Here is a 22,136-nt window from a genome sequence, read left to right on the forward strand (position 1 = left end):
CTCGCCGCTGCCCATCATACCCCTCAGGGGTATCAACACCGAGAACGTACCATACCCCCGAGGGGTACGGTAGACTCGTCGCCATGACCACACCGACGCCCGCCCCGGTCCGGGGCTACACCGCGACGAAGGACCAGCTGCTCGCACGGCTGCGCCGGGTGGAGGGTCAGGTCCGCGGGATCGAGAAGATGGTGGACGAGGACCGCTACTGCATCGACGTCCTCACCCAGATCTCGGCGATCCAGGCCGCCCTCGACAAGGTCGCCCTCGGCCTGCTCGACGGGCACGCCCGGCACTGCATGCACGAGGGCGCAGCGGAGGGCCGGGCCGACGAGATGGCCACCGAGATGATGGCCGCCGTCGGCCGCCTCATGAAGCGCGGCTGACCCTCCCCGCTCCCCGCTCCCCGCTCGCAACTTCGCGGAAAGTGTGGCCATCCGACGCGGGATGGACGCACTTTCCCCGAAGCTGCACGGCCCCGAGGGCGGCGGCCGGCGAGGGCTGGTGCCGCCCGGCGGGCCGGTTCCGCTCAGAGCCGGTCGAGGATCTTGCGCATCGTGGCGATCTCCGCCTGCTGGGACGTGATGATCTGCTGCGCGAGGTCCTTGGCGCGCGCGTCGGCGCCCTCGGACAGCTCGGTCTGGGCCATCGTCACCGCCCCATCGTGGTGGGCGATCATCATGGTCAGGAACTGTCGGTCGAACTCGCGGCCGGATGCGGCCGCCAGCCCCGACATGTCAGCCTCGGACATCATCCCGGGCATGCCGTGGCCCATGTGCGGCATCTCGGCCCCGGGCGACGGCACCGGCCGACCCCACTCGGCCAGCCAGCCGCTCATGGTGGCGATCTCCGGCCCCTGCGCACCTTTGATCTGCCCGGCGAGCCGCTTGACCTCCGGGTCGCCGGCCCGGGCGGTGGCCAGGTCGGCCATCTCCACGGCCTGCCGGTGGTGCGGAATCATCATCTGGGCGAACATGACGTCCGCGTCGTCGACGGTCGCCGCGCTCGCGCCCGACGAGGGGGCGGCGGGCATGCCGTGGTTCCCGCCGGACGAGTGGTCAGCGCCGCCGCAGGCGGTCAGCACGACGGCGGCGGTGACGGTGACGCCGGCCAGGACGGCACGGCGCGCGATGGTACGAGGGTTCACGGTTGCACCTTTCGGGAGCCGCCAGGTCCACCGCCCGGCCGTCACGGTTGCCGTCGTCCGCACACGCCCACGCTAGCGTGCCGACCGGCCGACGGGGGCCGGTGTTAAGCGGGGGCCCTTCCTCTACCGCAGGCGTTAACGGGGGGCCCTTCCTTACGTGCGACGGCCGACACCGGGCCTTGCGACCGGTGTCGGGAGGTGGCGGTGGCTACCATTCGGCCGATGGCTCTCCGGCTCACGGAACTCTGAACCGACCGGCTCGCCGGCACGTACCCGTCTGAGGATTCGTTGGGAGACACGCAATGGGCGCCGACCACACCCGTCCCGCTCCGTCCACCCCACCCGGGGTGCGGCGGATCCTCGTCGCGACGGTGGTCCCCCTCTTCGTCGCCACCCTGGTCGCCGCCCTGGTGCTCTGGCCCCGCAACGCCCCCGAGACGGACCAGGGCACCGAGCCACCCCGCTACCACGGCACCGTGACGAGAGTCGTCAGCGAAGCCTGCCCGCCGCGACCCGACACCCCGGAGGGGTCGCCGGGCGCCGCGGACGGACCGTGCGGCCGGGTGACCGTGCGCGTCGACGAGGGGCCGGACGCCGGGCAGCAGGTCGAGACGCCGATCCCGGCCGGGCCGGGCGCACCGACCGTCGAGGCGGGCGACGAGATCATCCTGGTGGAGCTGATCGACCCGGCCGACCCGACGGCCAGCGCCTACAACATCGCGGAGCATCAGCGCGGCGCACCGTTGGTCTGGCTCGTGGCCCTCTTCGCCGCCGCCATCGTCGCGTTCGGGCGGTGGCGCGGGCTGGCCGCGCTCGCCGGCCTCGCGGCGAGCTTCGCCATCCTGCTCACCTTCGTGCTGCCCGGGATCAGCGCCGGGCAGTCGCCGCTGCTGGTCGCGGTCGTCGGCGCCGCGTTGATCATGTTCGTGGTGCTCTATCTGACCCACGGGGTGACCGCGCAGACGTCCGTGGCGGTGCTCGGGACACTCGGCAGCCTGGTGCTGACCGGCGTTCTCGGCACCCTCGCCACCGCGGCCGCCCACCTGACCGGGTACGGCAGCGAGGACGCCACGACGCTGTCGATGTACCAGGCCGACGTCGACCTGCACGGGCTGCTGCTGGCCGGCATCATCATCGGCTCGCTCGGCGTGCTCGACGACGTCACGGTCACCCAGGCCGCCACCGTCACCGAATTGGCGCACGCCAACCCCGGGCTGAGCCGGTTGCAGCTCTACCGGGCGGCGACCCGGGTCGGCCGCGCACACATCGCCTCCACGGTGAACACGATCGTGCTGGCGTACGCGGGCGCCTCCCTGCCCGTGCTGCTCCTGCTCACCGCCGACTCGCGGGCGGTGACCCAGATCCTCACCAGCGAGTTCCTGGCCCAGGAGATCGTCCGGAGCGCGGTCGCCACCCTGGGCCTGATCGCCGCGGTGCCGCTCACCACCGCGCTGGCGGCCGTGGTCACCACGGCCGGCCGACGGGGCGGTACGGCCACCGCCGGCGACGCACCCGCCGAACCGCCGATCCCCCGCGCGGCGGTACGGGCGGAGGCGCTGGAGGCGCTCAGCGCCCCCCGCGCGACGGACACCGCGCCCGCCACCCCCGGCAGGTGGCCCGACCGAGGAAGGAGCACGGACACCGCATGGTGAAACTGCGTAGCGTGATCACGCGGACCCACCCGCCTGATAGTCGCGTCACTGGTCATCGGCTTTGGCTTCGAAATAGCTCGTTTAGTCGGCTTCCGGACGTAGATCCCCAGGACGACTGTCGGGTAACCTCGCTGCCGGTCACCGCCGAAGGCGCGCAGCGGCGCCTGCGGTGCCGCCGCCCAATCGCCGCGAGGCGAACCGGGGACCCAGGTACCTGGGGTGAATCCGCGCACGCGGTAGGGGCCACTTCCGTCCCGAACCCGTCAGCTAACCCGGTCGGCGGTCGACGGAAGGGAACATTGTGACGGCACCCCTACGCCGCTGGTCGACACCTGTGGTGGCCGTGCTCGCCGCGCTGGCCGTGTTCGCCGGGCCCCTCCCGGCGTCCGCCGCACCGACACCCCCGAAGCCCTCGGGCCACGACGCCCAGCCGACGTTGCTCAACGACGTCATCGAGACGAAGAACCGTGAGTTCGTGAAGGCCCAGGCGGCCCTGAGGAAGTCGGAGAAGCGCCAGCTGGAGCTGCAGCAGGAGTTCAAGCGGGTCCAGCGCGAGCTGGACGCGCTCGCGCCGCAGGTCAACGAGATCGCCGCCCAGTCGTACCGGACCGGGCGGATCGGCGCCGTGTCCATGCTGCTGGGGGCCCAGACCCCCGACTCCTTCGTGCAGCGCGCGGGCGCCCTGGACGAGCTGAACATGGTCAACGCCAAGCAGCTCGCCGAGGTCAACGCGGTCAAGGCCCGGGTGGAACAGGCGAAGCTGGCGCTCGACACCGAAGTCCGGGCGCAGCAGCGCCTGACCAACGACCTCAACCGGGACCGGGTCGCGGCCGAGAAGGCCCTCGACCTGGTCGGCGGCAACGGCCTGACCGGCGGCCTGGTCAACGCCACCTCACCCGTCGCGAAGATCGCACCGGGCCGGACGGGGGACGGCGACTGGCGGCCCGAGTCGTGCAGCGAGAACGACCCCACCACCTCCGGCTGCGTCACTCCCCGGACGCTGCACATGTACAAGGAGGTCAAGCGGGCCGGCTTCACCCGGTTCGTCGGCTGCCACCGGTCGGGTGGGCCGTACGAGCATCCCAAGGGCCGCGCCTGCGACTGGTCGCTCCAGAACAGCGGCTTCAGCCCCTGGCACAACACCGACACCCGGAAGTACGGCAACAACCTGACCGCCTTCCTGGTCCGCAACGCCGACCGGCTCGGCATCTACTACGTGATCTGGAACCGGCAGATCTGGTTCCCGGCGACCGGCTGGAAGTCGTACAGCGGTCCCTCGAACCACACCGACCACGTCCACGTGTCGCTGCTCTGACGACCACCGGACAGCACGAGAGGGCCGCCCCCGGTCGGGGGCGCCCCTCTCGTCGTAGCGGTCAGGCGGCGGTCGCGGCGGCCGGCACGTCGACCGACGCGGCCGGTGGGCCGTCCGCCGACATTTCAGCCACCGTGCGGACCTCGCCGGCGGTGAGCCGGTACGACATGCCGACCACCGCGCAGCGGCCGGCGTCGACCTCGGCGGCGAGCGCGTCGGAGCTGGCCAGCATCGCCTCGACGGTCTGCGCGATGTGGATGTCGATGATCCCGTCGAGGTCGGACACGCCCACGGCCTCCGCCCGCCGGAGGCTCGGCACGACGCCGTCCACCACGGCACGCAGGTGCCCGGCGGGTGGGGTGCCGGTCGACACCGCCGTACGCGCCGCCTGCACCGCACCGCAGGAGTCGTGCCCCAGCACCACCACCAGCGGCGTACGCAGGACGGCCACCGCGTACTCGACGCTGCCCAGCACCTCGGCTCCGAGGGTGTGCCCGGCGGTGCGTACCACGAAGAGGTCGCCGAGGCCCCGGTCGAAGATGATCTCGGCGGCGAGCCGCGAGTCGGAGCAGCCGACGACCACCGCGAACGGGTGCTGCCCGTCGGCGACCGCCGCGCGGTGACCGGCGTCCTGGTTCGGATGGCGGGGCGCGCCGGTCACGAAGCGCCGGTTGCCGGCCTTCAGTTCCGCGAGCGCCTGCCGCGGGGTTGTCGGGATCGGCTGGTCGCCGGGCGGTTCGACGCGACTCATTCGCTCACCTCGTACTCACGAGACGGACCTGGTCGGACCCCGGCCGTCGGTGGACACGGGCCGCCTCCACCGTCACACGCACGCCAAGGCGCGTCAAGGTATGCGTGATATGCACTTCATGTGTTTGACAACGGGCGTTCGTGGTCCTTCCAACCAGGGGTGGGACCCGAAACCCGAACGCCAGGTCATACGATGGCGACATGGCGACGACAGGGGAGCCCGGGAGCACCCGGAACTGGACCTTCCTCACCAACCACGCGCACGTGCTGCTCGCCATCGCCCGCAATCCCACCGCCCGACTGCGGGACGTCGCCGACGAGGTCGGTGTCACCGAACGCGCCGCCCAGGCGATCGTCGCCGACCTGGAGGCCGGTGGCTACCTGCACCGCACCCGGGTGGGCCGGCGCAACGAGTACACGTTGAACCCGGCGGGGCACTTCCGGCATCCGGCGGAGGCCGACCGGCAGGTGGGCGACCTGGTCGCCCTCTTCACCGACGAGCCGGCCGGCAGCGACACCCGTTCCGCGCCCTCCGGGCGGTAGTCTCACCGCGTGCGCGCAAGCATCCGCCCGGGCGGGGCCGGCCCCGCCCGCCGTACCGGACGCCGGATCGGAATGGTCCTCTGTGGAGCGGGGACCGTTCTCCTCGGTGCCGCGGTCGTCGCGCCGGTTCCGGCAGCCGTGGCGGCACCGCGGTGCGGCCCGCCCGGAGACAGCACGCCCGCCGCGACACCGTGGCCGCTTCGCCGGCTGGAGCCAACGTCGGCCTGGCCGCTCTCCCGGGGAGCCGGCGTCACCGTGGCGGTGATCGACTCCGGTGTCTCGGCCACCCACCCGACCCTGCGCGGGCAGGTCCTCGAGGGGCGCGACTTCAACGGCCTGCCCTCGCAGCAGGGTCGCTGCGACCTGGCCGGGCACGGCACCGTGGTGGCCGGGCTGATCGCCGGCCGCGACGACACCGGCGTGCCGTTCAGCGGCGTCGCGCCGGAGGCCCGGATCCTGCCGGTACGCGTCCTGCCGGACAACGAGACCCGCATGGACGAGGCGCTCCCCGCCGAGATCGCCGAGGCGATCCGGTGGGCGGTGGAGAACGACGCCGACGTGATCAACCTGTCCCTGGTGACCCTGGACCGGCCGGTGCTGGCCGACGCCGTCCGTGCGGCCCTCGACGAGGGTGTCGTCGTGGTGGCCGCCGCCGGCAACCGCTCGGAGAACCAGCAGGACCTGCCGGCGTACCCGGCCGCGTACCCGGGTGTCATCGCGGTCGCGGGCGTCGACGAGCAGGGGAGCCACGTCGGGTCCTCGGTCAGCGGCAACTACGTCGACGTCGCGGCGCCGGGCCAGAACATCGTCGGCCCCGCCCCCGGCGGAGAGGGGTACCTCGCCGCCGGGGAAGGCACCAGCTTCGCCACCGCGTACGTCTCCGGCGTCGTCGCGCTGGTCCGCGCCGCCCACCCCGATCTCTCTCCGGAACAGGTCGCCGACCGGCTGGTCCGCACCGCCGATGCCCCGCCCTCCGGGGTGGACCCCCAGGTCGGGTACGGGGTGGTGAACCCGTACCGGGCGGTGGCCGACCTGCTGGGCACGCGCGCCGACCCGCCGGCCGGTGCGCTGGCAGCCCCGCCGGCACCCACCGACCCGCTCGCCGGGCAGCGCACCGTGGCGCTCTGGGCCGCTGCGGTGGGCGCGCTGCTCGCCGGTGTGCTGCTCGCCGTCAAGCCGATCCTGGCCCGCGGACGGCGGCGTGGCTGGCGCCCGGGCCGCCGCCGCCCGTCGGGCGTCGACCCCACACCGACCACCTGACCCTCGCCGACCTCAGGCTCCGGACGGCTCCCCGGTCGTCGTCAGCGGAGCACGCCCGGCGCGGCGTCGCCGTCCGCGCCCCAGACGTCCTCGTCCTCCTCCAGCCACGTGTTACGGGGGGCTTCCTCCTCGCGGTAGCCGGCTCCGCCGACCGGCCCCATTCCGGCCACACCACCGGCGCCCCGGGCACCCGCACCGCCCGCACCGGCACCCCGGGCCCCCGCACCGGCGGCACCCACACCAGCAGCACCCGCACCGGCACCGGCACCCCGCGCGCCCGTTCCGGCGGCACCGCCGCCGCGTACCCCGGCCGCACCGGCACCGACGCCACCTGCCCGGCCGGCGCCACGACCGGCGGCCCCGCCGCCGGCCATGCCGCCCATGGCGGGCATCATGCCGGCGCCCGCGCCGAGCTTGCCCGCCGCGCCGAGCCGGCCGCCGGCACCACGGCCACCGCCGCCGCGACCCGCGCCGGCCGCGCCGCCGCCCATCATCGGTGGCAGGGTCGGCGAGACCGCGCGGCCCAGCGCGCCGCCGCCGGGGATCATCCCGCCGCCGGCACCCGCGAGGCCGGCGCCGCTGGCTCCACCACCGAGCCCGGTGGTCCCCGGTACGCCTCCACCCCCGAACCCGGACCCGAGCCCGGGAGCCGTTCCGGTGCCGACACCGGCCAGGCCGCTGCCGTAGTCCTCGGCCAGACTGGCGCCGGTGCCCGGTCCCACACCGGCGAGCGACCCGGTGCCCGGCGTGGTGCCGGTGCCGGTGCCGAGACCGCCGGGGGTCAGGTCCGGGTGGACGCCGGAGCCCAGGCCCCCGCCCGAGCCGGTGCCGGTGCCGGGCAGGCCGCCGGCACCCACCGAGGGGACGCCACCGCCGATGCCGCCCGTGGAGGGTGCGCCGCCGCCGAGACCGGGCACGCCGCCGACACTGCCGGCGCCCGGCCCCCCGGCGAGGTTCGGGATCTCCGGTGTGTCGACCCCCGAGATGACAGTTGCTCCCTGCGGAGCTTCCATGTCGCGCTGCTGGAACTGCCCGTCGACCGTCTCGTACGCCTCGCGCGCCTTCTCGGTGTTGTCGAAGACGAACTCGGTGAGCCAGTCGCCGAACTTGCCGATCTGCTCGACCGGCCAGCTGCCCATCCAGTCGGCCTTGAGGCTCATCTCGAAGAGGCCGGTGTCGAGGGTGGTCTCGCCGTTGCGCGCGGCCAGCACGTCACCGACGCACGACGCCGGTACCGGCATGGCGACCTGGGCATCCTCCAGGTTGCGGGCGGCGGCCTCCAGGACCGTCACGATGCTCCGCCGGTCGCTGCCGGGCCGCTCGACCGCGTCGACGAGCGTGCCGGCGTCGCGGGCGAGAGCCTCGATCTTCTCCTTGAACGCCTCGTACGCCGGGCCCTTCCAGGCCGCGCCGAGGTCCTTGACGTTCTGCTCCAGGCTCTCCTGGACCTGGCCCACGTTGCGGATCAGCTCCTGCCACCCCAGGGCGGCGCTGCCGATGTCCGCCGGGCGCCCCTGCACGAGCACCTCGCGGGCCATGTCCTCCCAGCTCTTGCCGCTCACCGCTGACCCCCGTCCGTCGCGCCGCCACCGCGGGCCGCGTTGCTGAACGCCTGCCGCATCTCGTCGGCCGACATCGCATTGGCCTGCTCGGCGGTCTCGTAGTTGCGCTTCACCGTCTCCAAGGCCCGGGCCGCCGCGTAGAGGCTCTCCGACAGCTGCTTGAGCCCCTGCTCCGTCGTGCCGTGCACCTTCGAGTGGGTGCGGGCGAGCTGCTGCGCGTACGGGAAGCCGCCCAAGGGGCTCTTCGTCGGGTCGTCACCGCCGAGACGCTCCTTGATCGACGCCATGTCGTACGAGAGCCGGCGCAGGTAGTTCGCGTGCGTCTCCAGCCAGTCGATGGCCGAGTCGAGGCTGGTGGCGTCCCAGACGGTCTGCACACCCCGCTCGTTCGGCCCGGCGACCAGCTCCTCCGGCGTGCGGGCCTGGCTCAACCCCACGTCGTCGTGCCGGACGCCGTACCGGAACGGACTGTCCAGCACGGTCGGAAAGGCGCCGGTCGGGCCGGCGACCGGTGGAAGGACCACCGGGATCGGCACCGACTTCTCGATCCGGTCGGGGCCGGTCGTGTCCTCGCTCATTCCTGTCCTCCCCGTGGCGCTGGGCCGATGTCAGTCACTGCGGTTCGCGTCGGATCACGCGGGCGGGCCGGCCGGTGGGCCCGACGGGCCGGTGGGCGGGTGCGGCGACGACTGGCCCGACGGGTATGGCTGGTACGGATACGGATGGGCCGCCGGCGCTCCGGGCCCGGGTGGGCCGGGCACCGGGTGCGGCGGACCGGGGTGCGGTGGGCCCTGGTGCGGTGGGCCCTGGTGCGGCATCGGCGCGGGCCAGCCCGGAGGCGGCGGAGCCGGATACCCGGGGGGAGGGCCGACCGGCGGGTACGGGCCGTGGGCGCCGGTCGGGGGAACCGGCCCGCCGCGCGCGCGGCGACGACGGCGCGACCGGCGCAGGGCCACCACCAGCAGGACCATCCCGACGAGCACGGCCGCCAGGCAGAGCCCACTGACCACGATCAGGCCGGCCTCGTTCTTGACCTTGAACGCGACGGCCGGACCGTCGTCGCTCTCGTCCGCCGCCGACCGGGCGGACGGCGCGGCGGACCGGGTCCCGGAGGCGAGCGGATTGGCCTCGACCGGGTCCACCCGGGCGGTCAACGCCGCCAGCACGTCCACGGACCCGAACCCGAACTCGGGGTCCCGGCCGGACGTCCCCTCGTCGCGGGCGGTCCGGATCAGGCGGTTGACGACGTTCGCCGCGTCGGCGTCGGGATAGCGGGACCGGATCAGCGCCACCACACCCGAGACCACGGCCGCCGCGGGACTGGTCCCGTCCCCGACTCCGTAGCCGTTCGGTGAGACGGCAGGGGAGGCCGGCGAGATGATGCGCGCGCCCGGAGCCGCGACCACCACCTCCGGGCCCGTCGCCGACTCGTCCCACCGAGCGCCGAGCTTGTCGGTCGCCGCGACCGCGACGACTCCGGACAGCCGAGCCGGCGTGGTGACGTCGCGCCCGGTCTTCGAGACATTACCCACGGACGCCACCACGACGACGTCTTTGCTCTGGGCGTAGCGGACCGCCTCTGCGACGGCCGGCGATTCGGGACCGGCCTCGCCGAGGGACATGCTGACGACCGTGGCGCCGTGGTCGGTGGCCCACCGGATGCCGGTCGCCAGTTCGACGTTGTCCAGACGTTCGCCGAGACTGATCGGAAGGATCCTGGCCTCGGGAGCGATGCCAAGGCTGCGCATGGCGCCACCGCCACGCGCCGCGATGATGCCCGCCATACCGGTGCCGTGCGCGTTTTCCCGGTCCGGGTCGGTGCGGCCGTCCGGGACCGTGTCGGGGCCCGTGCCGAAGCCGGGCAACACCTGGCCGCGCAGATCCTGGTGCGCGGCGTGCACCCCGCCGTCGATCACCGCCACCGTCACGCCACGACCACGGGTGATCTTGTGCGCCTGGGGGATCTTCAGCGCGTCGAGGTGCCACTGGAGGCCGCGTACGGTGTCGGCGGCCGCGGCCGGCGCGGGAGCGACGAACACCGGACCCGACAGGAGGCCCACCGCGAGGGCCGCGACGGCCGCCTTCCACATCGGACGACCCGGCCTGTTCTCGGTCATCGCACTCCCCGGACCTCGACGCTCGTCACACGGTGCGGCTCCGGTCCGGCCGAGCCGGGCCGGAGCCACCGGTGCGATTCTGTCAGCCCCACACCTGGGCGTTGCTCATCTCGGTGTTGACGTAGTTCTCGCGGGCGACGCCCACCGCGCCACCGATCTCGTTCAGGATCTTGTTGATGTCCCGGACGGCGGCGTCCCACTGCGCCTGGTGCTGCTCGTACGCGGCGCGGTCCTGCCCGTCCCACTGCAGCTTCGAGAGCATGGAGCGCAGCGTGTCCAGCTTCTCGTCGATGGTCCGCGAGATGGCCTGCATCTGCTGGTTGCTGCTCTCGAGGACCGCGTAGTCGACCTTGATGCTCATGAGTTCCTCCCCTGCGGGTGTCGGCGGATCACGGGTTGAGTGCAGAGTGGAACTTGTCCAGCATCTGCTGCTGCTCCTCGTCGTTGACCTGGTGCGTGGTCCCCGACTTGTCGAGCAGGTCGGCGATGCTGTCCATCGCCGTCAGCAGCTTGGTCGTGTCTTCGCTCCAGCGCTGCATGAGCGTCTGGAAGCCCGTGGACGCCTGCCCCTGCCAGGCGATGGCCAGGTCGTCGACCACGTTCCACAGCTTCTTCAGCTCACCGTCGACCTCGCTGCGCGTGGACCGCACGTCACTCGCGGCGGTATGCAGAGTCGCTGCTTCGACCTCGAACGCCATGCTCACACCCTTCCGTCCTGTTGTGGCGGCGGATCCGCCGCGCCCTCCCCCGCCGCGGGCACACGACCCCATCGACGGACACTCCATCAAAGACGGTAGCGGACGGCGGCAACGCAGCGCAGCCCCTCCGCAACGCGACGACGTGACGTCGGCGGCCCGTCGGACGCTGCTGACAGTCGACTCAGGACGGCTCGGACCACGCGGTCTGGATGAGCTGCTGACCGTCGCGACGACGCACCAGCGTCCCCCGGCCGGGCGGCTGCGGGCTGGGCCGCAGGGTGCCGAAGACGGCACCCTCCTCCCGGTTGCCGGACATCAGCAGACCGGGCGAGTCCAGCTCGCGCAGCCGTTGCAGCACCGGCTCGTACAACGCCCGGGCCACACCGCCGACCCGGCGGGTCACGATCAGGTGCAGGCCGATGTCGCGGGCCTGCGGCAACAGCTCCAGCAGCGCGCCGAGCGGGTTGGACCCGCCCGAGGCCACCAGGTCGTAGTCGTCGACCAGGATGTACAGGTCCGGCCCCTTCCACCAACTGCGGTCGCGCAGCTGGGCGGTGGTGACGTCCGGGCCCGGCAACCGGTTGGACAGCGCACTGCGGATCGAGGCGAGCCCCTTCGCGAAGGCCTGGTTGGACGGCGCGTAGTCGAGCAGGTGGTCCCCCTCGACCGCACCGAGCAGGCCGCGCCGGTAGTCGGCGATGACCAGCCGCGCCTGCGCCGGCGTGTACCGCTCGGTGATCCCCCGGGCGATCAGCCGCAGCACGTTGGTCTTGCCGCACTCGGCGTCGCCGAAGACGGTGAGGTGCGGCTCGTTGGCCAGGTCGAGGTAGACCGGGGCGAGGGCCGCCTCGTTGACGCCGATCGGCACGCCCGGCGCCGACCGGTCGATGACCCGGGCCAGCTCGGTGACGGGCAGCCGACGGGGCAGCAGGCGCACCTTCGGGGCCGGCCGGCCGGGCCAGGAGGTCGCGACGTGCTTCGCCAGGGCGACCGACGCCTCGGTCAGGTCCTCGATGTCCCTTCGGCCGTCGATCCGCGAGATCGCCGTGAGGAAGTGCAGCTTGTCGCGGGTCAGACCACGACCGGGCGAACCGGTCGGCACGTTCGCCGCGGCCCGCCGGTCGATCTCCGACTCGTTCGGGTCGCCCAGGCGCAGCTCGAGCTTCGTGCCGAGCAGGTCCCGCATGTTGATCCGGATCTCCGCCCACCGCACGGCGGTCACCACCACGTGCACCCCGAAGCCGAGCCCCCGGTTGGCCAGGTTGGTGACGGTCTGCTCCAGCTCCTCGTACTCCTGGCGCAGGGTGTTCCACCCGTCCACCACCAGGAACACGTCGCCGAACGGGTCGTCGGCGAACTCACCGGCCGCCCGTCGGCGGCGGTAGCTCGCCACCGAGTCGATGCCGTGCTGGGCGAACCGCGTCTCCCGATCGTCGAGGACGCCCACCACCTCGGCCACCGTACGGCGGACCGCCTCGGTGTCCCGGCGACCGGCCACGCCGGCGGTGTGCGGCAGACCGTCCAGGCTGCGCAGCGCCCCACCACCGAAGTCGAGGAAGAAGAACTGCACCTCCCGTGGGGTGTGGGTGAGGGCCAGCGAGGCCAGCAGCGAACGGAGCATCGTGCTCTTGCCGCTCAGCGACGCGCCGACGATCACCACGTTGCCGCCCGCGCCGCCCAGCTCCACCAGCATCGCGTCGCGGCGCTGCTCGTACGGGCGGTCCACCACCCCCACCGGCACGGCGAGCTGCCCGCGACCCGGCCAGTTGGCGGTGCACAGGCCGAACGACGGGTGCACGCTCAGCGGGGGCAGCAGGTCCGACAGGCCCGGCGGCTCGGCCAGCGGCGGCAGCCACACCTGGTGCGCCGGCCGCCCCTGCCCCCTGAGCCGGTCGATCAGCACGTCCAGCATCGCCACCGTCCGGCCCTCGGCCGCCGGTGCCGGCTCCGGCACCGCGGTCACCGGCAGCTGCGGGTCCTGCACCGGGACGACGTCCACGCCGTACGGCACGATCCGGCGCTGCACCGCTGCCTGGGAGGTCGCGGCGACCTGCCCCGGCGCCCGGTACGGCCCGGACACGTAGGCGGCGCGGAACCGCAGCATCGTGCTCGTGTCGGTCTTCAGGTAGCCGTGGCCCGGGGCGTTCGGCAGTTCGTACGCGTCGGGCACGCCGAGCACGATCCGGCTCTCCACGGCGGAGAAGGTCCGCAGGCCGATCCGGTACGACAGGTGTGTGTCCAGGCCGCGCAGCTTCCCCTCCTCCAGGCGCTGGCTGGCCAGCAGGAGGTGCACCCCGAGCGAGCGGCCGAGCCGGCCGATCATGACGAACAGGTCGATGAAGTCGGGCTTGGCGGCCAGCAGCTCGCTGAACTCGTCGCAGATGATGAGCAGGCTGGGCATCGGCTCCAGCTGCTCGCCGGCGGTCCGGGCCTTCTCGTAGTCGAACCGCGATACGTAGTTGCCGGCGGCCCGCAGGACCTCCTGCCGACGGGTCATCTCCCCGGCGAGCGCGTCCCGCATGCGGTCCACCAGCGGCAGCTCGTCGGCGAGGTTGGTGATCACCGCGCTGGTGTGCGGCAACGCCTCCAGCGAGGCGAACGTGGCACCGCCCTTGAAGTCGACCAGGACGAAGTTGAGCTCCTCCGAGGAGTGCGTGACCGCCAGCGCGCCGACGATGGTGCGCAGCAGCTCGCTCTTGCCGGAACCGGTCGCGCCGATCACCAGGCCGTGCGGGCCCATGCCCTCGTGCGCGGACTCCTTGAAGTCCAGCTCGACCACGTTGCCGTCGGGCCCGACGCCGAGCGGGATGCGCAGCCGGTCGCGGTGGCTGCGGGGCCGCCAGGTCTGGCGTACGTCGACGGCGGCGGCGTCGCCGACGCCGAGCAGGTCGGGCAGTTCGGTACTGCGGGCCAGCGGCTCCTCGGCGGTGGCCTGCTGCTGGGAGAGACGGAACGGCGCGAGCTGCCGGGCCAGCCCGACGGCCGCGGCCTCGCTGAGCCGGTCCGGCGTGCCCAGCGTGGACGACGAGGTGCCGCGGACCAGGTCGAGGGAGGTGCCGTCGCCCACGTCGAGGCAGAGCAGCCAGCGACCGGCGTCGCGGGGCACGGTGCCGGAGAGGTCGATGACGGTGGCGCCGAGCAGGCCCTGGCCCATCAGCTGGCAGGTGGCCGCCACCTCGCCGCCGTCGACCACGACGACCAGGTGCGCGGCGGTGGTCAGCGGCTTCGCCTCGGGGGCGAAGCGGGGCCGTCCGGCCAGTTCCCCGGCGAGCGCGTCCTCGGCCTCGACGAGGCTCGCGAAGACCAACCGCCGGGGACCCGCCGCGTCGGCGCGGCCGGGGTGGTGCGCGTGCGGCAGCCACTTGACCCAGTCCCAGGCCGCCTGCCGGTCCGGGGCGGCGACCACCGCGACCACCAGGTCGTCCGGGGCATGGAACGTGGTGAGCTGCCCGAGGGCGGCCCGGACCAGGTCGAGCACGGGCTCCCGGTCGCCGCGCAGCACCACCCGGCTGAACGCCCGTACCGACAGGGCGGTGGGCAGGTGCGGCACGGTCGAGTGGGCCCGGACGAAGCGCCGCAGCGCGATGGCGCTCATCGGCTCCAGGTCCTCCACCGGCTTCGTCTCCGGCGGGACGATCTCGACGGCGAGGCGCTGCGGACCGGTGGCGATCCGGGTCTCGCCGAAGTCGTCCTCGGTGACCCGCCGCTCCCAGAGCCGACGGGAGGCGGCGATCGACCACAGGGCGTCCGGCTCGGGGTGCCGCCAGGCCATCGCCGCGTGCTGCTGCTCCGCCGCGCGCCGGGTGCGCTTGCGCATCTGCGCCAGGTACCGCATGTAGTCCCGGCGGTCCGCGTTCAGTTCCGCTTTGTCGTTGTTGCCGTTGAAGAGCGTGCCGACCGCCATCCCGAGCATCGAGACGCCGAAAAGGCCACCGGCGACGTACGTCATCATGCCGCCGCCCCGGCCCGCGTAGAGGAACGCCATCGCGCCGACGCCGCACACCATCGGCAGGATCATCAGCAGTTGCCCCATGCCGCGCGGCGTCGGCTCGGGCAGCTCGGGCGGCGATTCCAGCAGCAGCTCACCTCGGGGAAGCGCAGGCCCCGGCTGGCGTGGAGGGCGGCGGAACACCACCGTGCTCACGGCTTCTCCTCCCCGTTCGGCGGCCGTGACGGAGTCTTGCGGGCGGCCGCTCTCGTCGGGTGGGCATCGTACGTGCTCGCCATCGTAGGTAATCTCCCGTGGGCGTCGGGGTCCGACCGGGCGTGCACCGACGGGGCCGTTCGGTGAGAGGCGAGGAGGCCACTGTGGCGACGAAGACGGCGACCGGTGGACTGAGCCGGATCACCATCGTGGCCCCGCGTACCCGGATGGATCTCGCGCTACCGTCCGATGTGCCGCTCGCAGACCTGCTGCCCGCGCTGCTGCGCTACGCCGGCGAGGACCTGGCCGACGACGGGGTCCGGCACGGCGGGTGGAGCCTGGCCCGACTCGGTGGCGCGCCGCTGGACGGCGGCCTCACCGCCGCGCAGCTCGGCGTCCGCGACGGCGAGGTGCTCCACTTCCAGCCCCGGGCCGCGACGGCACCGGAGATCGTCTTCGACGACGTGGTCGACGCCGTGGCCACCGCCACCAACCAGCGTCCGGGCGCCTGGCAGGTCGCCACCACCCGCTCCTTCGCGGTCCTCTTCGCCGCGGTGGCGTTGGGCGCCGGCGCGCTGGCCGCGCTGTTCGTCGGGCCGCCGCAGCTGCCCGCCGCGCTGGCCGCGCTGCTCATCGCGGTCGCGCTGGTGGTCGGCGCGGCGGTGCTGTCCCGGGCCGCCGGTGACAGCGCCACCGGGTCCGTGCTGGCTCTGGCGGGTCTGGCGTACGCGGGGGTCGGTGGCCTGCTGCTGCTCGCCGGCGACCGGGAGCTGACCGGGTTGGCCGCCCCGCACGTGCTGCTGGCCGCCACGGCGGTGGTCGTCGCCGGGGCGGTGTCCGCCCTGGCCGTCGGCGACCGCCTGCCGGTGTTCTTCTGCGCGGTGGCGGTGGCGGGTGCCACCGGCTTCGGCGCTCTGCTGTCCATCGCGTTCGGGATCGGCGCGCCGGCCGCCGCGGCGGTGGTGGCGGCGGTGGCCTTCGGCGCCGTACCGGCCCTGCCGATGGCCGCGTACCGGCTGGCCCGGCTGCCCGTGCCGTCCATCCCCACCGGCCCGGACGACCTGAAGACCGACACCGAGTCGGTGGACGGCCGACGGGTGCTCCAGCTCAGCGAGCGTGCCGACGAGTTCCTCACCGGTCTGCTGTGGACGGTGTCGCTGCTGGTGTTCGGTGCCCAGGTGGTGCTGGCGCTCGACGGCCGGCTCGCGGCGGTGCTGCTGTGCCTCGTGCTGGCGCTGCTGTCGCTGCTGCGGGCCCGCCCGTTCCTCGGCCGAGCGCAACGCACCCCGGTGCTGTTCACCGGCACCGCCGGGCTGGGTCTCACCGCCGCCGCCACGTTCGCCGGCGGTTCGACGGTCGTACGCCTCGGTGCCATCGTCGGCGGGCTGCTGCTGGTGGCCGTGGTCAGCCTGGTCTACGGGCTGACCGTGGCGGGCAAGCGGATCTCCCCGGTGTGGGGCCGGTTGCTGGACATCGTGGAGATCCTGCTGATCATCGCGCTGGTGCCGCTGGCCGTGTGGGTGGTCGGCCTCTACGACTGGATCGTCAACCTCCGCCCCTGACGCCGTCGGGCGTCAGCCACCCACCGTGGTGCCCACCGGCGCGGTGGCGTAGACGCCGGGCGCGTGCTCGCCGTCGACCGGGCGGGCGGGCGCACCGCACCGGCCGGCGACGTCGCGTACCACCTTGACCAGGGCCTCCACGTGGTTGTCCGTCGCACCGACCCGCAGCAGCGGTGCGACGACCCGGCCGCCGGGGAGCACCACGGCGGCGAGGGTGTGCGACGGTGCCGCGGTCGCGGTGACGGCGTCGACGAGGGCACCGAACGCCGCGCCGGATCTGGCCCGCAGGGCGAGGCAGCGGTGGGTCCAGCCGCCGCCGCGCAAGCCGGTCCACGTCTCGGACGGGGGCATGGCGACCAGGTCCAGGCCGGTGGCGGACAGCACGGCCCCGCGCAGCTCGTCGCGGCTGAGCGGCCGGTGTGCCAGGCCGGCGACGGTCAGCGCCTTGCCGAGTCGCCCGATGCCGGCCGAGAGCGTGCGGTGCACGCCCGGCAGGCCACCACCCCGGGTGACCGCCTCGACCCGGGCGTCGCGGACCGACAGCCGCAGGGCGATCCAGACCGTCCGGTGGGCGGCCGGCGGCGCACCCGGGGCGGGGAACCAGACCAGCGTGTGCGACACCACCTGGGATCGGGTGACCGGCCCGTTGAACTCCATCAGCACCCGCAGCGCCCGGTCGACCACCGTGGACTCGACGGGGCCGGCGGCTGCCCCGGTGGCCCCGTGCAGGGCCACCGCCGCGAACCAACCGTGGACGTCCTGCCCGATGCCGAGCCGGGTGCCCCGGTCGGTCAGCTCGGTCACCGTCAGCTCGGGGGCCAGCGGCGCGAGTCGGGGGTCGGCGATCGTCCCGGCTGCCAGTCCCCGCTTCGCCCGGTCCCGTCGGCGGCGCAGCCGCCGGCGTAGCAGCAGGTCCTCGTACCACCAGCGGCCGCCCCGGCGGGCGAACACGGCGACCGCGACGAGCACGGCGGCCGTGGCGACGCCGGCCAGCAGCCAGGCCGGACCGGCGGTGGACGCCCAGACGGCCAGGACGCACAGCTCCAGGACGACGAGCTGCCCCACCACCAGCGGGCCGAGCCGGCCTCGCCGGCTGACCGGGTCCGCCGGGGCGACCGGCCGCTCCGTACCGGTGGGCGGCTGCGGTGCCGGCCGACCGGACGACTGCGCCGTCGGACGACCGGGTGGCGCCTCAACCTGCGTCATCGGTGCCTGTCCCTTCTGGACGGTTGGGCCGTCGGGTGGCGCGGCCGGCCGCGGGCGCGGTCCCGCCGGGCCGTCGCCGGCCCCTTATCGTAGGGAAGCCCGCGGCGCCGGTACGACCTGCTCGCCGCGCACCCACCCCCGCCGGAGGTAAGTCATGCGGACCCGCCGCGACCAGGTGCAGGCGTACCGCTTCGTCACCCGCCGCATCGTCTCGGCGCTGCTCTCGGGCGACCCCGAGACCAGCAACCTGCCGATGCGGCGGCTCGGCATGGCGGTCTTCGGCAGCGCGCTCGCCGCGGCGGTGGTGCTCGGCGTCGTCGGCGCGTACGGGCAGCTCACCGGCAACACCGCCCCGCTGGAGGAGAACACCCTCGTCATCGAACGGGAGACCGGGGCGACGTACGTGTTCGTCGAGGGACGGCTGCACCCGACGTTGAACTACGCCTCCGCCCGGCTGATCCTGAACGTCGCCGACCCGGAGGTCCGGACGATGTCCCAGGCGTCGATCCGGGACCGGCCGCGCGGCCGGACGGTCGGCATCGTCGGCGCGCCGGACGCGCTGCCGGACCGGAAGTCCCTCACCGGGCTCCCGTGGTCGGTCTGCGACATCCCGGACCCGGCCGATCCCCGCCGCTCCCGGACCCGCGTGGTGATCGACCGGCCGCTTCCCGGCGGCCGGCCGCTCGGCGACCGCGCCGTACTGGTGCAGGTCGACGGCGAGCGGCACCTGCTCACCGGCGACTCCCGGCTGCAGGTGGTGGGCGGCGACGCCACGATCGCCGCGTTGAAGATGGCCGGGGCACCCGTCCTCGGTCTCGGCCAGCAACTGCTCAACGCGGTGCCGGCCGGCCCGGCCCTGCGGGAACCCCGCGTTCCCGACGACGGCGAGCGCAGCGCCGTACGCGTCGGTGACGGCGAGGCCCGGATCGGCCAGGTGTTCCGGGCCGCCGGCCAGCACTACGTGCTCACCCGCGAGGGGCTCGTGTCCGTCGGCGAGGTCAGCGCGCTGCTCCTGCTGCGGGACGGCGGAACGGTCAGCGACATCACGCCGGAGCAGGCGGGTCGGGTCCTCACCGACGAGCGCGTGGAGGAGCCCGGCCTGCCGCAGGCCCTGCCCGCCCTGCACCCGGTGGACCCGGGTGCGACGGCGCTCTGCGCGAGCTACCGGGCCGGCGCCGACGGCGGCCCACCCACCACCACGCTGGAGGTGTTCGACCGGGCCCCGGCCGAGCTGACCTCCGACGCGTCCGGCCCGGTCCCGGTCCGCCAGTCCGCCCGGGACGGCGTCCGTACCGTCGAGGCGGTGCTGCTGCCCGGCGGCAAGGGGGTGCTCGCCCAGGCCGCGCCGGGAGCCGGTGGCAGCGGGGTGGCCGCACCGGGCACGACCGTGTACCTGATCGGCGCGGACGGCGTCCGTCACCCGCTCGGCCCCGGGGCGCTGACCGCACTCGGCTACGAGGGGGTCGCCCCGCTGGCCGTACCGGCGTCGTTGCTGGCGCTCGTCCCGACCGGGCCCACCCTGGGCCGCGACGAGGCGCTGGCGCACTTCGAGCCGGGCGGTGCGGCACCGAGCACCACCGCCACTCCCACGTCGGGCGGCTGAACGCGTGCACCGAGCGTCCCACCCGGAGCGACGGAGGGTCGCCGGGGGTGGCGGCGGTCGACTAACCTGTGCCTCGCCAACCGTTGACGGATCGACGTACGGGGATGCTGCCATGACCGGGCGCACCACAGTGGACCTGCTGTCCCTTGAGGACTTCCATCGGACCCTGACCCATCGGCTGGCCGAGGCGGAGCGCGCCCTGCGGAAGCTCAACAGCGAGATGCAGTGCCGGCCCCCGGCTCTCGGCTCGTTCGCCGACGCGACCGACAACGCCCGCCGGTACTCGGAGATCCACCAGGTCTACGTCGACCACGTCGACCGGCTGCGCACCGCCGTGCAGGCGGCGCGCACCGCCACGGCCACCATCCTGGCCAGCTACCGCACCACCGAGGCGCGGAACGCGGCCAACGCCGCCGACATCGCCGCCGCCCTGCGCGGCGTGGACGAGGCGCTGCCCCGCGAGGAGGACCCTCGTGTCTGACTACACGCACAAGTACCAGGGCGTCAGCCACCAGGTGCTCTACGACGGCGTGATGGCCGGCGAGCCGGGCCAGATCGACGGCGTGGCGGCGCAGTGGACGGCACTCAAGGGCATCGTCGACGACCTCGGCCGCCAACTCGACGCCGACCTCGGCAAGCTCGCCAACACGTGGAGCGGCACGGCGGGGCAGGAGTTCCAGGCCCGGCTGGCCCACATCGTGACCTACGCCGACTCGCTCGGCACCGGCATGGCGTACGTCGGCCGGGGCCTGACGATGATGGCCGAGGACCTGCGCACCGCCCGCGCGCAGGCGGAGAGCCCGGCCGAGACCGACGACCACGACCAGGCGCTGTCCGGCGCCGCCAAGGGCGCGATCTTCGGCGTCCCGGGCGCCGTGGTGGGCGCCGTGCTCGGGCACCAGCAGGACGAGGCCGAGCGGGAGAAGGCGCACCAGCGGATGGTCAAGGTCGTGGCCGATCTGGCCGCCGGCTACGACTTCTCGGCGTACGACCACCTGGTCCCCCCGCCGCCGCCGGACCCGGAGACGCCGGGCGGGGTGGGCTCCACCCCGTCGGCACCGCGCGGCGGTCCCGGTGTGGACTCGCCGACGGCCGCACCGGTGGGCGGCGGTGGCGTCGCGCGGACGGGTGGCGCCACGGTGGCGGCACCCGACCGACCCGCCTCCGGGCCGGGCACGGGTTCCTTGGCGGGCACGGGCTCCGGGGCAGGTGTCCCGGGCACGGGCGGCGTCGGCACGACGGGCACGGGTGTCCTCGGGCCCGCGCCGGTCACCGGCGGCACCACGGGCACGTCGCTCGCCGGGGCGGGTCCGCTGCTGGGCGGCGCGCTGCTCGGCGGCGCGGTGGCCGGTGTGGCCGGGCTGGGCCGGCCGGCGGGTGGCACTCCCACGTCCGGAGCCACCGGCCCGGGCCTGTCCTTCGGCGCATCTGGCGGCACGCCGGCCGGCGGCGTGCTGCGCACCGGCTCCCTGGCCGCCTCGTCGGGCGGCACGCCGGCCCCGGCGTCCCGGCCGGCGACCGGCACGCCACCGGTGGACAACCGGTCGGCCACCGGAGTCGGGCGCGGGCTCGACGGCCGCCGTCCGGACGGCACGGCCCGGGACGCGGCGACGCCGCGCCAGGCCGCGACCGGCAGCCGGGTGGCCGCCGCCGGAGACCGCCCGGCCACGGGCGCGGGACGTACGGACGCGGGTCGCGCGGCGACCGGCCCGGCCGGCGGTCGAGGCGGTGCCACGGGCGCCGGCCAGGCCAACCGGCTCGGCGTCCTGGGCGCCGGCCAGGCCAACCGGCTCGGCGTCCTGGGCGCCGGGCGGGGCATCTCGGACGAGGACCCGGCCGACGGCCGCCTGACCTGGCTCACCGAGGACGACATCGTGTGGCGGGACGGCGACGAGGCCGCGCCCCCGGTGCTCGGCGGCTGAGAGACCACGACACGACGACGGCCCACCCGCCACGTCATCGTCGTCGATGCATCCACCGGGTCGGGCCTGGTCGTTTCCCCATCGGGGCGCGACTGTCCACACGCATCTCAGTGGCACCGGTCACCGCCGCAGCGAGTGCGCCGGTGGAGATCCGACGATAGGTTGGTCCGGTGCCGTCCGTAGCGTCCTCCCACCCGTTGTGGGGGATCACGCTGCGATCGCTGCGCGACCTGACCCGCCTCGCGGTGACCGCGGTGGCGCTCGCCGTCGGCCTGGGCGGCACGACCGCCGCCGTCGCGGCCCCGCCGCCGGCCCCGGTCGTGCACGTCGCGCCGGCCGTCCACGTCGCCCCGGTCCCGTCGGTCGCCGTGGCCCGGGTCGAGCCGATCGGCGCCGCCCCGGCCGGGTACGTGACCGCACCGCTCGCCGCACGGCCGCCCGCGCCGGCGTCCGACGACCTCCGGCCCGTCGCCACGGTCAGGGTCGCCACCGGTCCGGACGCACCGGCCGGCGAGCCGGGTCGGGACGCCCTCACCCGGCGCGGCCCACCCCGCGCCTGACCCGTCCGCCACCGGTCCCGCACACGCGGACCGCCCTCGCCCGCCCCGCGGGCGGCTACGACCGCCTCCGGGCGGCGCGGACGAACCCCACCACA

Annotated in this window: 19 protein-coding genes and 1 riboswitch; of the genes, 10 read left to right on the forward strand and 9 right to left on the reverse strand. The window is 74.5% G+C overall.

Annotated features, from left to right (window positions below; translation table 11 throughout):
* Window positions 1-83 precede the first annotated feature (83 nt).
* Entirely contained in the window at window positions 84-386 is a 303-nt protein-coding gene (locus tag ACTMSW_RS16705) for a metal-sensitive transcriptional regulator (protein WP_441181526.1), read from the forward strand.
* A 143-nt stretch (window positions 387-529) separates the two neighbouring features.
* Here ACTMSW_RS16705 and ACTMSW_RS16710 read toward each other — a convergent pair whose 3' ends face one another.
* Window positions 530-1,147 (reverse strand): DUF305 domain-containing protein, encoded by a 618-nt coding sequence (locus ACTMSW_RS16710; RefSeq protein ID WP_441181527.1) that lies wholly within the window; start codon window positions 1,145-1,147, stop codon window positions 530-532.
* Window positions 1,148-1,449: 302 nt separating this feature from the next.
* Here ACTMSW_RS16710 and ACTMSW_RS16715 point away from each other — a divergent pair, with 302 nt between their 5' ends.
* Both ACTMSW_RS16715 and ACTMSW_RS16720 read left to right on the forward strand, forming a co-directional pair.
* Window positions 1,450-2,799 (forward strand): YibE/F family protein, encoded by a 1,350-nt coding sequence (locus ACTMSW_RS16715; protein WP_441181528.1) that lies wholly within the window; start codon window positions 1,450-1,452, stop codon window positions 2,797-2,799.
* 166 nt (window positions 2,800-2,965) lie between these two features.
* Window positions 2,966-3,096: riboswitch (cyclic di-AMP (ydaO/yuaA leader) on the forward strand.
* A 4-nt stretch (window positions 3,097-3,100) separates the two neighbouring features.
* Entirely contained in the window at window positions 3,101-4,114 is a 1,014-nt protein-coding gene (locus tag ACTMSW_RS16720) for a coiled-coil domain-containing protein (protein WP_441181529.1), read from the forward strand.
* Between the two features lie 61 nt (window positions 4,115-4,175).
* Here the strand turns inward: ACTMSW_RS16720 and ACTMSW_RS16725 are convergent, their stop codons facing one another.
* Window positions 4,176-4,865: a carbonic anhydrase gene (locus ACTMSW_RS16725; protein ID WP_441181530.1), complete on the reverse strand. Its 690-nt coding sequence runs from the start codon at window positions 4,863-4,865 to the stop codon at window positions 4,176-4,178.
* A gap of 200 nt (window positions 4,866-5,065) precedes the next feature.
* Between ACTMSW_RS16725 and ACTMSW_RS16730 the strand changes: the two genes are divergently transcribed.
* The gene (locus tag ACTMSW_RS16730; protein WP_441181531.1) at window positions 5,066-5,407 is read left to right on the forward strand and encodes a helix-turn-helix transcriptional regulator; all 342 of its coding nucleotides are present in this window, start codon (window positions 5,066-5,068) and stop codon (window positions 5,405-5,407) included.
* Window positions 5,408-5,479: 72 nt separating this feature from the next.
* Window positions 5,480-6,667 carry a type VII secretion-associated serine protease mycosin gene (mycP, locus tag ACTMSW_RS16735; RefSeq protein WP_441181769.1) on the forward strand — a complete coding sequence of 396 codons (1,188 nt, stop codon included), beginning with the start codon at window positions 5,480-5,482 and terminating at the stop codon, window positions 6,665-6,667.
* 41 nt (window positions 6,668-6,708) lie between these two features.
* Here the strand turns inward: mycP and ACTMSW_RS16740 are convergent, their stop codons facing one another.
* The 6 genes from ACTMSW_RS16740 to eccCa form a co-directional block, all read right to left on the reverse strand.
* Complete coding sequence (locus tag ACTMSW_RS16740; protein WP_441181532.1) at window positions 6,709-8,229, reverse strand: WXG100 family type VII secretion target; 1,521 nt, start codon at window positions 8,227-8,229, stop codon at window positions 6,709-6,711.
* The gene (locus ACTMSW_RS16745) at window positions 8,226-8,807 is read right to left on the reverse strand and encodes a hypothetical protein (RefSeq protein ID WP_441181533.1); all 582 of its coding nucleotides are present in this window, start codon (window positions 8,805-8,807) and stop codon (window positions 8,226-8,228) included. Before ACTMSW_RS16745 ends, ACTMSW_RS16740 begins: the two co-directional genes overlap by 4 nt.
* 54 nt (window positions 8,808-8,861) lie before the next feature.
* Window positions 8,862-10,346 (reverse strand): S8 family serine peptidase, encoded by a 1,485-nt coding sequence (locus tag ACTMSW_RS16750; protein ID WP_441181534.1) that lies wholly within the window; start codon window positions 10,344-10,346, stop codon window positions 8,862-8,864.
* 82 nt (window positions 10,347-10,428) lie between these two features.
* Window positions 10,429-10,707: a WXG100 family type VII secretion target gene (locus ACTMSW_RS16755; protein WP_441181535.1), complete on the reverse strand. Its 279-nt coding sequence runs from the start codon at window positions 10,705-10,707 to the stop codon at window positions 10,429-10,431.
* A 28-nt stretch (window positions 10,708-10,735) separates the two neighbouring features.
* Window positions 10,736-11,044 carry a WXG100 family type VII secretion target gene (locus ACTMSW_RS16760; RefSeq protein ID WP_357039296.1) on the reverse strand — a complete coding sequence of 103 codons (309 nt, stop codon included), beginning with the start codon at window positions 11,042-11,044 and terminating at the stop codon, window positions 10,736-10,738.
* A 181-nt stretch (window positions 11,045-11,225) separates the two neighbouring features.
* Complete coding sequence (eccCa, locus tag ACTMSW_RS16765) at window positions 11,226-15,188, reverse strand: type VII secretion protein EccCa (RefSeq protein WP_441181536.1); 3,963 nt, start codon at window positions 15,186-15,188, stop codon at window positions 11,226-11,228.
* Window positions 15,189-15,352: 164 nt separating this feature from the next.
* Here eccCa and eccD point away from each other — a divergent pair, with 164 nt between their 5' ends.
* Window positions 15,353-16,750, forward strand: a complete 1,398-nt coding sequence (eccD, locus tag ACTMSW_RS16770; RefSeq protein WP_441181537.1) for a type VII secretion integral membrane protein EccD — start codon at window positions 15,353-15,355, stop codon at window positions 16,748-16,750.
* 12 nt (window positions 16,751-16,762) lie between these two features.
* On the opposite strand, the gene ACTMSW_RS16775 is transcribed toward eccD, so the two are convergent.
* Window positions 16,763-17,956, reverse strand: a complete 1,194-nt coding sequence (locus ACTMSW_RS16775; RefSeq protein WP_441181538.1) for a type VII secretion protein EccE — start codon at window positions 17,954-17,956, stop codon at window positions 16,763-16,765.
* A 154-nt stretch (window positions 17,957-18,110) separates the two neighbouring features.
* Here ACTMSW_RS16775 and eccB point away from each other — a divergent pair, with 154 nt between their 5' ends.
* From eccB to ACTMSW_RS16795, 4 genes are all read left to right on the forward strand, one after another.
* The gene (eccB, locus tag ACTMSW_RS16780) at window positions 18,111-19,559 is read left to right on the forward strand and encodes a type VII secretion protein EccB (protein WP_441181539.1); all 1,449 of its coding nucleotides are present in this window, start codon (window positions 18,111-18,113) and stop codon (window positions 19,557-19,559) included.
* Window positions 19,560-19,671: 112 nt separating this feature from the next.
* Complete coding sequence (locus ACTMSW_RS16785) at window positions 19,672-20,040, forward strand: hypothetical protein (protein WP_441181540.1); 369 nt, start codon at window positions 19,672-19,674, stop codon at window positions 20,038-20,040.
* Window positions 20,033-21,481, forward strand: a complete 1,449-nt coding sequence (locus tag ACTMSW_RS16790; RefSeq protein WP_441181541.1) for a WXG100 family type VII secretion target — start codon at window positions 20,033-20,035, stop codon at window positions 21,479-21,481. The genes ACTMSW_RS16785 and ACTMSW_RS16790 overlap by 8 nt, the downstream gene beginning before the upstream one ends.
* Window positions 21,482-21,651: 170 nt before the next feature.
* Entirely contained in the window at window positions 21,652-22,041 is a 390-nt protein-coding gene (locus ACTMSW_RS16795) for a hypothetical protein (protein ID WP_441181542.1), read from the forward strand.
* Window positions 22,042-22,136 lie beyond the last annotated feature (95 nt).

Source organism: Micromonospora sp. BQ11 (genome assembly GCF_052068135.1).
In the GTDB taxonomy this organism is placed as follows: domain Bacteria; phylum Actinomycetota; class Actinomycetes; order Mycobacteriales; family Micromonosporaceae; genus Micromonospora.

What these genes read in the sequence shown, in the direction of transcription:
- ACTMSW_RS16760 (WP_357039296.1), bottom strand. Translation starts at nt 11,044, where the DNA reads ATGGCGTTCGAGGTCGAAGCAGCGACTCTGCATACCGCCGCGAGTGAC.
- ACTMSW_RS16705 (WP_441181526.1), top strand. Translation starts at nt 84, where the DNA reads ATGACCACACCGACGCCCGCCCCGGTCCGGGGCTACACCGCGACGAAG.
- ACTMSW_RS16755 (WP_441181535.1), bottom strand. Translation starts at nt 10,707, where the DNA reads ATGAGCATCAAGGTCGACTACGCGGTCCTCGAGAGCAGCAACCAGCAG.
- ACTMSW_RS16715 (WP_441181528.1), top strand. Translation starts at nt 1,450, where the DNA reads ATGGGCGCCGACCACACCCGTCCCGCTCCGTCCACCCCACCCGGGGTG.
- ACTMSW_RS16745 (WP_441181533.1), bottom strand. Translation starts at nt 8,807, where the DNA reads ATGAGCGAGGACACGACCGGCCCCGACCGGATCGAGAAGTCGGTGCCG.
- ACTMSW_RS16775 (WP_441181538.1), bottom strand. Translation starts at nt 17,956, where the DNA reads ATGACGCAGGTTGAGGCGCCACCCGGTCGTCCGACGGCGCAGTCGTCC.
- ACTMSW_RS16730 (WP_441181531.1), top strand. Translation starts at nt 5,066, where the DNA reads ATGGCGACGACAGGGGAGCCCGGGAGCACCCGGAACTGGACCTTCCTC.
- ACTMSW_RS16725 (WP_441181530.1), bottom strand. Translation starts at nt 4,865, where the DNA reads ATGAGTCGCGTCGAACCGCCCGGCGACCAGCCGATCCCGACAACCCCG.
- eccB (WP_441181539.1), top strand. Translation starts at nt 18,111, where the DNA reads ATGCGGACCCGCCGCGACCAGGTGCAGGCGTACCGCTTCGTCACCCGC.
- ACTMSW_RS16785 (WP_441181540.1), top strand. Translation starts at nt 19,672, where the DNA reads ATGACCGGGCGCACCACAGTGGACCTGCTGTCCCTTGAGGACTTCCAT.
- mycP (WP_441181769.1), top strand. Translation starts at nt 5,480, where the DNA reads ATGGTCCTCTGTGGAGCGGGGACCGTTCTCCTCGGTGCCGCGGTCGTC.
- ACTMSW_RS16750 (WP_441181534.1), bottom strand. Translation starts at nt 10,346, where the DNA reads ATGACCGAGAACAGGCCGGGTCGTCCGATGTGGAAGGCGGCCGTCGCG.